At 70.8% G+C, this 12,841-nt stretch carries 8 protein-coding genes and 1 pseudogene; 7 read left to right on the plus strand and 2 right to left on the minus strand.

Annotated features, from left to right (window positions below):
* Positions 1 to 17: 17 nt before the first annotated feature.
* Positions 18 to 887, minus strand: a complete 870-nt coding sequence (locus V5P93_RS12555; RefSeq protein ID WP_104480437.1) for a sigma-70 family RNA polymerase sigma factor — start codon at positions 885 to 887, stop codon at positions 18 to 20.
* Positions 888 to 1,103: 216 nt separating this feature from the next.
* On the opposite strand from V5P93_RS12555, the gene flgN reads away from it, so the two are divergent.
* The 7 genes and pseudogenes from flgN (at position 1,104) to helR (ending at position 9,152) form a co-directional block, all read left to right on the plus strand.
* Positions 1,104 to 1,595 carry a flagellar export chaperone FlgN gene (gene flgN / locus V5P93_RS12560; RefSeq protein WP_104480533.1) on the plus strand — a complete coding sequence of 164 codons (492 nt, stop codon included), beginning with the start codon at positions 1,104 to 1,106 and terminating at the stop codon, positions 1,593 to 1,595.
* The gene (gene flgK / locus V5P93_RS12565; RefSeq protein ID WP_104480436.1) at positions 1,595 to 2,971 is read left to right on the plus strand and encodes a flagellar hook-associated protein FlgK; all 1,377 of its coding nucleotides are present in this window, start codon (positions 1,595 to 1,597) and stop codon (positions 2,969 to 2,971) included. The genes flgN and flgK overlap by 1 nt, the downstream gene beginning before the upstream one ends.
* Before the next feature lie 3 nt (positions 2,972 to 2,974).
* Positions 2,975 to 3,865, plus strand: a complete 891-nt coding sequence (locus V5P93_RS12570) for a flagellin (protein ID WP_104480435.1) — start codon at positions 2,975 to 2,977, stop codon at positions 3,863 to 3,865.
* Positions 3,862 to 4,320, plus strand: coding sequence for a flagellar assembly protein FliW (fliW, locus tag V5P93_RS12575; protein WP_104480434.1), 459 nt, complete (start codon positions 3,862 to 3,864; stop codon positions 4,318 to 4,320). Before V5P93_RS12570 ends, fliW begins: the two co-directional genes overlap by 4 nt.
* 23 nt (positions 4,321 to 4,343) lie before the next feature.
* A pseudogene (gene csrA, locus V5P93_RS12580) lies at positions 4,344 to 4,514 on the plus strand (carbon storage regulator CsrA); the annotation flags it as partial.
* A 211-nt stretch (positions 4,515 to 4,725) separates the two neighbouring features.
* The gene (locus V5P93_RS12585) at positions 4,726 to 6,699 is read left to right on the plus strand and encodes an amino acid transporter (RefSeq protein WP_104480432.1); all 1,974 of its coding nucleotides are present in this window, start codon (positions 4,726 to 4,728) and stop codon (positions 6,697 to 6,699) included.
* 284 nt (positions 6,700 to 6,983) lie between these two features.
* Positions 6,984 to 9,152, plus strand: coding sequence for an RNA polymerase recycling motor ATPase HelR (helR, locus tag V5P93_RS12590; protein WP_181043602.1), 2,169 nt, complete (start codon positions 6,984 to 6,986; stop codon positions 9,150 to 9,152).
* 71 nt (positions 9,153 to 9,223) lie between these two features.
* Here helR and V5P93_RS12595 read toward each other — a convergent pair whose 3' ends face one another.
* The gene (locus V5P93_RS12595) at positions 9,224 to 12,718 is read right to left on the minus strand and encodes a M28 family peptidase (protein WP_245931403.1); all 3,495 of its coding nucleotides are present in this window, start codon (positions 12,716 to 12,718) and stop codon (positions 9,224 to 9,226) included.
* Between the last annotated feature and the right edge of the window lie 123 nt (positions 12,719 to 12,841).

Consider the following 12,841-nt stretch of genomic DNA (forward strand, 5'->3'; position numbering starts at 1 on the left):
GGGGTGACGCGGGTGGATCAGGCGGACATGTCCACCGGGACGCCGTAGGACGTGGTCTTGGCCAGGCGGGTCCGCAGCGAGCCCTGCGCGGCGACGGCCGCGTAGTAGGAGGCGCGGCGACGCGCGGCGCAGCCCTCGGGCTTGTCGGCGGCGGCCATGCGCTCCGGGTCGAGCTGGGCGTTGATGCCCTCGCGCAGCAGGGCGGTGGCCTCGGCGCGCAGCTGCGAGACGCGGGACTCGGTGACCCCGAGCCGCTCGGCGATCTCGGCCATCGGGCGGTTGTTGAAGTAGTACTCCTCGACGACCACGCGCAGCCGCTCCGGCAGCACCTCGACGGCGTCGCGCAGGTAGCCGACCCGCTCGCGCTCGATGATGAGGTCCTCGGGGGTGCCGCTCTCGTCCGGCACGACCATCTCGGTGGCCTCGGGGCCCTCGGAGACGACCGACTGCAGGCTCACCACGAAGGAGCGCTGCACGTCGTCGCGGATGGCGATGACGGAGCGGACGTCGGTGTCGAGCACCTCGGCCAGCTCGGTGTCGCTGGGCACCCGGCCGTGCTGGGCGACGAAGGCGTCGCGGGCGGACTCCAGCTTGCGGACCTTGCCGCGCACCGAGCGGCTGGCCCAGTCCTGGCCGCGCAACTCGTCGAGCAGCGCGCCGCGGACGCGGACCGCGGCGTAGGCCGGGAACGGGACGCCGCGGGCGGGGTCGTAGGCGCGGGCCGCGGCGACGAGCGCCTCGGAGCCCGCGGAGAACAGCTCGTCCCGGCGGACGTGGGCGGGGACCCGAGCGAGCATCTCGCGCACCACGTGACCGACCAGCGGCAGGTTCGCCGCGATCAGCGAGTCGGTGTCCATGGTGCGGGTGGTGCCGGTGCTCTCGGACATTTCTTCCTCCGCCGCTCGTCCATCTGAGACTGCTTGAGCAGGTGGGCTGCTCTGTTATGGACAAATGTGATGGCCCCTGGGTGTGTGCCAAGTGCCCTACGGGTGCGTCTCGGGTGCGACCGTCGCAAGTGGTTTTCGCGGTTTCCTCATGCTCACCCCGCGCGGGCCGATAGGCCAGGTGAGAACCCGTTGGCCCGCCTATCGGAGGCAGTGCGGATGAACCCCGTGGAGACGTCGGCGATCCTGTGGCGGCAGCGCGAGCTGCTGTCCCTGCTGCTGTTCAAGCTGGAAGTGGAGAGCCTGCTGCTCGCCGCCGGGCGCACCCGTTGGCTGGGATCGGCCACCTACGAGGTCGAACTGATGCTGGAGCGCATCCAGAACACCGAACTGCTGCGGGCCGCCGCCGTCGACGAGCTGGCCGAGAGCCTGGGCCTGCTGCCCGGGCCCAGCCTGGCCGCGCTCACCGACGCGCTGGACGACCCGTGGAAGTCCGTGTTCTCCGAGCACCGGACCGCCCTGGCCACCCTCTCCGCCGAGATCGAGGCGGCCGTCGAGGCCAACCGCGACCTGCTGACCTCCGGTCGGCGGGCGGTCGCCGACGCGCTGCGCGTGGTGCGCGGCGACGCCACCGGTGACACCCTCTACCGCGCCGACGGGAGCACCGCTCCCGCCGCAGTCGGCGCCCGACTCGTGGATGAGGCGCTGTAATGGGTTTCAACGGCATCAACACGGCGCTGACCGCGCTGCGCGTGCAGCGCCAGGGCCTCGAGCTGGCGGGTCAGAACATCGCCAACGCGGGCACCGAGGGCTACACCCGCCAGCGCCTGGAGACCACCGCCATCGGCGGGTCCGCGGTCCCGGCGTTCTGGTCCACCCAGCCGGTGGGTTCCAGCGGTGGCGGCGTGCAGACCACCTCGGTGAACCGGCTGCAGGACGCCTACGTCGAGGCGCGCACCCGCTACGAGCACGAGCGCCAGGCCACGACCTCCACCGCGCACGAGGTGCTGGTCGACGCCGAGAACGTCTACAACGAACCGGGCGCCAACGGCCTGCAGGCCCAGCTCACGAATCTGTGGGCGGGTTTCACTGACGTGGGTGACAACCCCAGCGACAGCGCGGCGCGCACGCAGCTGCTGACCCGCTTGCAGACGGTGGCCACCGGGCTGAACTCGGCGGCGTCCGAGCTGTCCGGCCAGTTCGGCAACCGGCGCACCGAGCTGGCCAGCACGGTCAACGACGTCAACTCGGCCGCTGCCCAGCTCGCCGACCTCAACGGCGCGGTGCTGCGGGCGAAGGCCGCGGGCGTGAGCTACAACGACCTGTCCGACAAGCGCGACGTGGTCGCCATGAAGCTCATCGAGCAGACCGGCGCGCAGGTGTCCGAGGCCGCCGACGGCACCTACACGGTGTCCCTCGGTGGGTCCAATTTGGTCAGTGGATCGACCGCGCGCGCACTGAAGGTGACCGGTACCACGGACATCGCCACCGCCACCACCAACCCGGTGACCGTCAAGTGGGTGGACACGGACACGGCCACCACCGGCGTGACCGGCAAGGCGGGCGCGCTCACCAACGCGCTCACCACCGTCCTCCCCGGACAGTTGACCGGTTTCAACAACGTCGCCGCCGCGCTCGCCAACCAGGTGAACACCGCCAACGCCGCGGGCTGGACCACGTCCGGCACCGCGGGCGGCGCGCTGCTGTCCGGCACCACCGCCGCGACCATCGCGGTGGTCACCAGCGACCCGGCCGCCATCGCCGCGTCGGCGAACAAGCTCCAGGCCTACAACGGCGACAACGCCGACTACATGGCCCGCCTCGGCAGCATCGGCACCGCGGACGGCATCTACCGCACCAACGTCGCCGACATCGGCATGAAGGTGCGCTCGGCCGAGCAGGCCGCGGCGACCCAGGACTCCATCACCACCCAGGTCGACGCCGCCCGCCAGGCCGCGTCCGGGGTCAACCTGGACGAGGAACTGACCTCGATGATCTCCTACCAGCGCTCCTACGAGGCCGCGGCCAAGGTGATGAGCGCCGTCGACTCCATGTTGGACACCCTGATCAACCGGATGGGGGCGTAAGCCGTGGCAGGCTTCCGGATCACCGAGCAGTCCACCCAGACCCGGGTGTTGGCGGGACTGCGCACCAGCTCCAACAACCTCGACCGGCTGCGCGAGCAGATCACCTCGGGCAAGCAGGTCGCCAAGCCGTCGGACTCGCCGACCGGCGTGGTCTCGGCCATGCAGGTGCGCGACGACCTCGCCGCGCGCGACCGGTACACCCGCAGCGCCACCGACGGCATCGCCCGGCTGGGCACCGCGGAGACCGCGCTCTCCTCGTCGTCGGACCTGCTCCAGCGCGCCCGCGACCTGACCCTGCAGGGCATGTCCGAGCCCGCGGTGAGCAACCCGATCGCCCGGGCGGGCATCGCCACCGAACTCAGCTCCATCCGGGAGAACCTGATCGCGGTCGCCAACACCACCTACCTCGACCGCCCGGTCTTCGGCGGCACGTCGGCGCAGCCGCGCGCGTTCGACGACCAAGGCGTCTACCAGGGCGACGACGGCCAGGTGATGCGCCGCGTCGGCGACAGCTCCCAGGTGCGCGTCGACGTCTCCGCGGACGTCTTCGGCACCACCTCGGGCAACGTCTTCGACGTGCTCAAGGACCTCTCCACCGCGCTCAGCGGCCCCGGCACCGTCAACCTGTCGAGTGACCTCAATCGGTTGGATTCGGCGATGTCGCGGGTCAACACCCAACTCGCGTCGGTGGGTACCCGATACAGTCAGCTCACGTCCGCGCAGGACGCGGCCGACACCCAGGTGGTGGCGCTGACCTCCCGGTTGTCCGGCATCGAGGACATCGACATGGCCAAGGCGGTGATCGATCTGCAGACGCAGACGGCCGGGTACAACGCGGCGCTGGCGGCGACCGCGCGCATCGTGCAGCCCTCGCTCCTGGACTTCCTGCGATGACGGCCACCCTGGCCCGAGGAGGCGCGGCGACCGACGTGACGACCGTGAACACCACCGCGACCGAGGACGACGTGGCCCTGCCCGTCATCGAGTTCCGGGTCCCGATCCCCGGCTTCCCGGACCACCGCGAGTTCGTGCTCGTCGCGGTGGCCGAGGACGGCCCGCTGTTCGCCCTGCGCTCGGTCGACGACCCGGACCTGAGGTTCCTGGTCGTGCCGCCCGCGCCGTTCTTCCCGGACTACGCGCCCCAGGTCGGCACGCAGGTGCTGGAGCAACTCGGCACCGAGGACCCGGCCGACCTGCTGGTGCTGCTGGTGGTCACCGCGTCCGGTTCGGTCGGCGACGCCACGGCCAACCTGCTGGCCCCGGTCATCGTCGACCGGAGCACTCGACGCGCGGCGCAGGTCATCCTGGAGGAGGATCAGCCTATTCGTGCCCGGCTGCTGCCCGCCTAGTCCGGCGGGGGAGGAGTGATCGCGTGCTGGTGCTGACCCGCCGGACCGGTGAGAGCGTGCGCATCGGGGACGAGGTCACCGTGACCGTGCTCGACATCCGCGGCGACGTGGTGCGGGTGGGCATCCAGGCCCCCCGCTCCGTCGCCGTGCACCGCGACGAGGTCTACCGCGAGCTGCGCAAGGAGAACGAGCAGGCCGCGCGCACCGCGGACGCTGGCGCCGCCCTGCTCTCCGACGCGCTGCGCCGCCGAGCCCCCGGTCCGCGACCGGGCCCGGGTCCGGCGGCGGGTCCGCGCAAGCCCCAGGAGTGAGACCGCCTACCCGGTCGGCGTTTCCGCCGACCGGGTGGTCGCGCGTGCGGCATGCTTCGCGGTGCGACCACACGGGGATCAGCGAGGGGCACGCATGGGCACGACCGAGTTCGTCATCCCGGCAGCGGTGGAATCACCCACCCGGGGCGGACCACCGCGCGGTCGGTTGAACCGCTGGCTGATGGAACACCGCGTGCAGCCGGTGGGCCGGGCCAGCGAGGAGGAGCACGGCGAACCGCAGGCGTGGTGGAAGGTCATGTGCCTCACCGGCGTCGACTACTTCTCCACCTTGTCCTACTTGCCCGCGATCGCCGCCGTGGCGGCGGGCGCGCTGTCCCCGGTGGCCACGCTGCTGATCGTGGCGCTGACCCTGTTCGGCATGCTGCCGATGTACCGGCGGGTGGCGCACGAGAGCCCGAACGGGCAGGGCTCGGTGGCCATGCTGGAGAAGCTGCTGCCGTTCTGGCGCGGCAAGGTGTTCGTGCTGGTGCTGCTGGGGTTCGTGGCCACGTCGTGGATCATCACGATCACCCTGTCCGCGGCCGACGCGACGGTCCACATGGTGGAGAACCCGTTCTTCCCGTCGTTCCTGCACGGCCGCGAAGTGATCGTCACCGTCGTGCTGCTGCTCGTGCTCGGCGGGGTGTTCCTGCTGGGCTTCAGCGAGGCGGTCAGCGTGGCCATCCCGCTGGTCGCGGTGTTCCTCGCGCTCAACGCGGTCATCGTGGTGGAGGGCATCGGCGAGCTGTTCACCCACGGCGCGCGGTTCGCGGACTGGTGGAGCGCGCTGTCCGGTTCGGGGGGTATCGGTGGGATCGCCGGACCGGCGATCCTGGCGTTCCCGTTGCTGGTGCTCGGTTTGTCCGGGTTCGAGACCGGTGTGAGCATGATGCCGCTGGTCGCCGCGAAGGGCGCGGACCGGGAAGAGCGGCTGGCGTCGCGCGTGCGCAACACCCGCAGGCTGCTCACCACCGCCGCGGTCATCATGTCGGTCTACCTGGTGTCGACCAGTCTCATCACGACGGTGCTGATCCCCAAGGCGGAGTTCGAGGACGGGGGAGCGGCCGTCGGCCGCGCGCTGGCCTACCTCGCGCACACCCGGCTGGGTGAGGTCTTCGGCACGGTCTACGACATCAGCAGCGTGCTGATCCTCTGGTTCGCGGGCGCGTCGGCGATGGCCGGTCTGATCAACATCGTGCCGCGCTACCTGCCCTCGTACGGCATGGCCCCCGACTGGGGCCGCGCGGTCCGGCCGGTGGTGCTGGTCTACACGGCGATCTGCGTCGTCATCACCATCGCCTTCGGCGCGGACGTCAACGCCCAGGCGGGCGCCTACGCGACCGGCATCCTGGCGATGATGGTGTCGGGTGCGTTCGCGGTCATGGTCTCCGCGATCCGGCGGCGGGCGCGCGCGTCGGCCACCGGGTTCACGGTGCTCACCCTGGTGCTGCTCTACGCGCTGGTGGCCAACGTGATCGAGAAACCGGACGGCATCGCCATCTCGGCCGTCTTCGTCGCCGGGATCATCGTCATCTCGCTGATCTCCCGCGTCACCCGGACCACGGAGCTGCGCGCCGAGCGCATCGAGTTCGACGACGCGGCCCGCGGCTTCATCACCGACTCCCTGGCGCACGACGGCAGGATCAACCTGATCGCCAACAAGCGCCAGGCGGGCGACGTCGACGAGTACGACGACAAGGAGGTCGAGCAGCGCGGCCTGAACCCGGTGCCGGGCACCGCGGACGTCATCTTCCTGGAGATCGACGTCATCGACCCCTCGGAGTTCTCCGACGTCCTGCGGGTCCGCGGCGTCGAGATCGGCGGCCACCGCGTGCTGCGCGCGGACAGCCCGGCGGTGCCCAACGCCATCGCCGCCGTCCTGCTCGCCCTGCGCGACGCCACCGGCGTCCGCCCCCGCTGCTACTTCGAGTGGTCGGAGGGCAACCCGATCACCCACCTGTTCCGCTACCTGATCCTCGGTCAGGGCGACACCGCCCCGGTGACCCGCGAGATCCTGCGCGCCGCCGAACCGGACCCCAAGCGCCGTCCTGGGGTGCATGTGGGTTGACCGGCCTCAGAGCGCCCTGGGCGGTGCCGAGAGTGGGGTTACCATCCCCGGTCACCGAGCCGCCCCGGTGGCCGGGGGTGGAACCAAAAGTCTTGGGGGAGTCGGGCCGCGAGTCCCGGAGCCGTGTGACGTCCGGCGCCGCGGGAGACCCGGAGCGGGATTCACTCTTCCGCCCACTTGAACATATAGCGCACCGGGGGACTTGCCGCAAGACCCCGCCCGTCCCGCACAATCGCTACTCGTGGTGGGTGTCCACCACGGGACCGCGATGTGGTGAGGGGCTTGTGGCAGATCAGGGGTACGACGCGGAACTGCGGTCCGAGCAGGAGTACGTGGCCGGGCTGTACGACCGGCTGGACGCCGAGCGGGCCCGGGTGACCGAGGCCTTCCGGTCCGCGTTGCGGGGGACCGGTGGCACGGTCATGGAACGCGACTTCGAGGTGCGGGCCTTCGCCAGGGAGGCGAAGCGGCTCGACGTGGCGGACAACGGGCTCTGCTTCGGGCGGTTGGACTCACTTTCGGGTGAAACGTCCTACATCGGTCGCATCGGGCTGTTCGACGAGGACGACGACTACGAACCGGCCCTGCTCGACTGGCGCGCGCCCGCCGCGCGGCCGTTCTACACCGCCACCGGCGCCAGCCCGGAGGGCATGCGGCGCAGGCGGCAGTTCCACACCCGCGGTCGTCGGGTCGTCGACTTCACCGACGACGTCTTCGGCAGGCCCGGCGCGGCGCAGCGGGGCGACTCCGCGCTGCTCGCCGCGGTCAACGCCCCGCGCGGCGAGGGCATGCGCGACATCGTCGCCACCATCCAGTCCGAGCAGGACGAGATCATCCGCCTGGAACACCCCGGTGTCCTGGTCATCGAGGGCGGCCCGGGGACCGGCAAGACCGTCGTCGCCCTGCACCGCGTCGCGTACCTGCTCTACACGCAGCGCGAGCGCATGGAGCGCCACGGCGTCCTGGTGGTCGGCCCGAACCCGGCCTTCCTCAACCACATCGGCCGCGTGCTGCCGTCCCTCGGCGAGTCCGATGTGGTCTTCACGACCACCGGCGGCCTCCTCCCCGGCTACCGGGTCACCGCCGAGGACACACCGGAAGCGGCGCGGCTCAAGGGCTCGCTGAAGATCCTCGACGCGCTCGGCGCCGTGATCGCGGGCCACCAGCGGCTGCCTGCGGAGCCGATCCCGGTCGAGCTGGGCCGGGTCACCACCCGGATCGACGCCGCGACCGCCGAGTGGGCGCGGGACGAGGCCCGCGCGAGCGGCCTGCCGCACAACGAGGCCCGCGAGACCTTCACCGAGATCATCACCTACGTCGTCACCGAGCGGGTGATCGGCCGGATCGGCAAGGGCTGGCTGTCCCGGGACGACAAGGAGACCTGGGAGCAGACGCGGGCGGCGCTGCTCAAGGAGCTGGCCGACGACGACCGGTTCACCGCCGCGCTCGACGCGCTGTGGCCCGTCCTGACCCCGGAGCGGGTGCTCGCCGCGCTCTACACCGACCCCGAGCGCCACGGCGCGGACCCGGCCCTGCGCCGGGCCGACCCCGAGGGCTGGACGGTCTCCGACGTGCCGCTGCTCGACGAACTGGTCGACGTGCTCGGCCAGGACAAGGCCGCGGCGAAGGTGGTGGAGAGCGCCGCCGAGCGGGACCGCCGGATCGAGGCCGCCTACGCCGCCAAGGTCCTGGAGAGCATGGTCGGCCGCGCCGACCACATGGACGACGAGGACCACCTCTTCGCCAGCGACCTGCTCTACGCCGAGGACCTGGCCGAGCGGTTCGTCGAGGTCGACACCCGCGACCTGGCCGAGCGCGCCGCGGCGGACCGGGACTGGACCTACCGGCACGTCGTCGTCGACGAGGCCCAGGAACTGTCCGAGATGGACTGGCGGGTGCTGATGCGGCGCTGCCCGGGCCGCTCGTTCACCGTGGTGGGTGACCTGGCCCAGCGCCGCACGGCGGCCGGGGCCCGGTCGTGGGCGGAGATGCTGGAGCCGTACGTGCCGGGCCGCTGGGTCTACCGCTCGCTGACGGTCAACTACCGCACCCCGGCGGAGATCATGGCCGTGGCGGCTTCCGTGCTGGCCGAGTTCGCGCCGACCACGCAGCCGCCGGACTCGGTGCGCGCCTGCGGCGTCCAGCCCTGGGCCCGGCGGGTCACCGACGAGGAGCTGCCCGCCGCGGTCGAGGAGTTCACCCTGGCCGAGGCCGGTCGCGAGGGGACCAGCGTGGTGATCGGGCCGCCGGGCGTGCCGGGCGCGGTGCCCGCGTCGGAGACCAAGGGCCTGGAGTACGACGCCGTGCTGGTCGTGGACCCGGAGCGGATCCTCGCCGACGGCCCGCGCGGCGCGGCCGAGCTGTACGTCGCCCTCACCCGCGCGACCCAGCGGCTCGGCGTGCTGCACCGCGGCGAGCTGCCCCCGGCGCTGAGCGGGTTGGTCGAGGGGTAAAAGCGAAGCGGGGTGGACCTGGTGGTCCACCCCGCTTCGTCTGACTATTCAGTTGGGACGGTCGAGCTCGGTCAGCTGGTCTGCAGCGCGACGTCGTCGATGAGGAAGCTCGTCTGGAGGCTGGCGTCCTCAACGCCGTTGAACTTGATCGTCACCGACTGGCCAGCGTACTGGCCGACGTTGACCGACACCTGCTCGTAGCCGCCGTTGGCGTTGGTGTTCGAGTAGGTGGCCACGGTGGTGCCGTTGACGGTCACGGTGAGCGTGTCGTAGTCGACCTGCTCGGTCTCGGCGGTGGTGACGTGCAGCCAGTAGGTCAGCGTCGAGTTCGAGCAACCCGCCGGGATGCTGACGGTCTGCTGCGCGCTGTCGGTGCGGGGGCTGCCCCAGCCGTTCAGCCACGCCTTGTAGTTGCCCGCGTGCGGGGCTTCCTGGGCGGAGGCGTCGATGACACCCGAGGTGGTGGTCCACGGCGCGGTGCCGCTCTCGAAGCCGCCGTTCTGGATGACGTCGGAGCCGGTGCAGGTGCCACCGCCGCCGCCGTTGACCGTCAGGGTGAAGGTCGCCGAGCGGGACACCGAGCCGACGCCCGAGATGGAGATCGGGTAGGTACCCGTGGCCACCGAGGAACCGACGGAGATGGTGGCGGTCGAGCCGCTACCGGTCTGGACCGAGGACGGGCTGAAGGACACGGTGACGCCGGAGGGGGCGCCGGTGGCCGACAGGGTCACGTTCTGGGCCGAACCCGAGGTGGTCTGGGTGGACACCTGGGTGGTGGTGCTGTTGCCCGCCTGGACGGTCGCCGAGCCCGGGTTCACCGAGACGGAGAAGTCGTTGCCGGGCTGCGGGGTGGAGTCGACGGCCTGCTTCCAGATCGTGTACGCCACACCGTCGGCACCGCGGTCGAGCGCGGTGGCGTTGATGTTGCTGGTGGTGTCGCACGCGGAGTGGTAGCAGGAGTCGTACGCGGCGTTCGCCGTGCCGCCCCACTTCTGCGCCTGCGCCGAGGTCTTGCGGGCGGAGGCACCGGTCGCGTAGCCCGAGGAGGCGATACCGGCCTGCTGGAAGGAGTAGTCGTCGGAGCGGCCCGCGCCCTCGACGTTCTCCTCCGGGGACAGGTTCAGGGTGTCCCAGTAGGCCTTGAGCGGCTGCGCGGCGGCGGTGGTGATGTTGTTGATGAAGTAGCCGCCGTTCTTCGAGCCGATCATGTCGAAGTTGTAGTACGCCTTGATCTGCGACCGCTGGGCGGCGGTCAGCTGACCCACGTAGAACTTCGACCCGTTGAGGCCCTGCTCCTCATCGGTCCACCAGGCGAACCGGACGTGCTTGGCCATCTTCGGGTTGCGCGCCGCGAGCTGCAGCGCGTTCTCCAGCAGCACCGCGGAACCGGAGCCGTTGTCGTTGATGCCGGGGCCCGCCGCGACGCTGTCGAGGTGCGAGCCGAACATGATCGTCTGGGCGGCGTCGCCACCGGGCCAGTCGGCGATCAGGTTGTTGGAGCGGTAGGTGCAGCCGGTGCAGACCTGCTCGGACAGGGTGTAGCCCGCGGCCTGCAGCTTGGCCTTCACGTACGCGACGGACGCGGTGTAGCCCGCGCTACCGGCGCGGCGGTTGCCGCCGTTCTGCGACGCGATCGAGTTGAGCTGGGTCAGGTGGCCCTGCACGGCGTTCACGTCGATGTTCGGGGCGCCCGGGTCGGGGTCGCCGCCGCCACCGGTCACGGTCAGGCTGTACGTCGCGGTGTGCGTCGCGCTGCCCGTGGCGGTCACGGTGACGGTGTAGGTGCCGTTGGCGACGTTCGCGCCGACGTTCACCGACGCGGTGGCCGAGCCACCGGTCTGGACCGAGGTCGGGTTGATCGACACGGTCACGCCGCTGGGCTGGCCCGAGGCGGACAGGGTGACGCTCTGCGCCTGGCCCGAGGTGGTCTGGGTGCCGATCGAGAACGAGCCGGAGCTGCCCTTGGCGATCGAGCCCGACGACGGGTTCAGCGAGACCGAGAAGTCGTTGCCCGGGGTGCCGGTGCAGGTGGGCTCACCGGTCTGCGCGGGCATCGAGATGGCGTCCCACGCGGCCTTGGTCTTGTTGTACAGGTTGCAGGTCGAGTCCAGGTTCTTCGCCGCGGTGAGGGTGGCGACCCGGTACTTGCGGTGGGTCATGCCGCTGGTCTTGAGCAGCATGCCGCCGTAGAAGATCTTGCCCGCGTTCTGGATGCCCACACCGGTGACGGTGGTGTTGTTGCAGGTGGGGCTGTTCGGCTTGCCGCCGCCGGGGGCGGAACCCTCGGCCAGCAGGTAGAACCAGTGGTTGATCGGACCCGCGGCCTTGTGCACCTCGGTGTTGGGGATCGAGGAGCTGTAGCAGTTCGGGTCGTTGTTGACCAACGACGGGTTGTACATGTTGCGGATCGGGCCGGACCCCTGGAGGTTGATCATCTCGCCGACGGTGTAGTCGGGGGTGTCCTTGGGGTTGTTGGCGTAGGCCTCGGTCAGGGCGCCGAAGATGTCACCGGTGCCCTCACCCAGCCCGGCCTCCGAGGAGGTGCCGCCGGGGGTGTTCTGGTCGAGGCCGTGGCCGTACTCGTGGCCGACCACGTCCATGCCCGCGATCCACTTGTTGGCCGAGTTGTGGCCGATGGTGATGGTCGAGCCGTCCCAGTACGCGTTGAGCTGGTCGAGGCCGACCTTGCCCGGCCACGAACCGCCGGAGCCGTTGTGGCCGTTGCGGCCCAGCCAGTCGCGCAGCATGTTCGACTCCTGCTGCGCGCCGTACATCAGGTCGCCGCAGCCGGTCTCCTTGCTGGAACCGCTGCCCGTGCCCCAGGTGTCGGTCGACTTGGTGAAGACACCGCCGCTGTAGTCCGAGCACTGGAGGCCGGGACGGGTGGTGTCGACCATCCGGTAGGAGCTGCCGGACTGGCTGGTCTGGATGGTGACGTTGCCGTTCCACTCGCTGTTGAGCGTGCCGTGGGCGGCGTCCTCGACCTTGTCCAGGACCGCGCCGGTGGTGGCGTCGACCCAGACGGTCAGGTGGCTGGGGCCACCGTCCTTGGTGTTGCCGATCAGCAGGTGCTCCCACGCGAGCGCGGGCTTGTCGGCGGTGACCTTGACGACCAGGCGGGCGGACTCGACCTTCGTGGTCTTGCCCTGCAGGCCCTTGGCGGTCGCCTCGGCGGCGGCCTTGGTGACCCGCGCGCTGGTGGACGGGACGGCCACCTTCGCGCCGGTCGCGGCGATGACCGAGCGGACCTTGCCCTCGCCGTCGGCGAGCACGGTGGCGTCGCCGCCCACGACCGGGAGGCCGCGGTAGCTGCGCTGGTAGCTCACCGAGTAGAGGTTGTTGAGGTACGGGGTGACCAGGTCACGCGCGTAGCTCTCGTCCGGGCCCTTGGCCAGGGCGTCCAGGCCGCTGGTGGCGGCGAGGTCGGCCGCGGAGACAGCCAGCGCCTGCGGGCTCTGGCCCGGCTGTTGCTGCTGGCTGGCGGATACCGGGCTGACGGTCAACGCGACCGCAGCGCCGGCGAAGACGGCCAGGGATACCCCGGCCGCCATCGTTCTGCGCTTCATCGAATGCTCCTTGTGGGCAGGGTGGTGCCCGGTGTGGTCGTGCCGCCTCGTGGGATGGGACACGAACGTCACCGAGCGCAGCGAAGCATTCAGATATCGCCATGTGACAGTCAATGGAGTGGT

This window comes from Actinokineospora auranticolor, from assembly GCF_041897805.1.
Classification (GTDB): domain Bacteria; phylum Actinomycetota; class Actinomycetes; order Mycobacteriales; family Pseudonocardiaceae; genus Actinokineospora; species Actinokineospora auranticolor.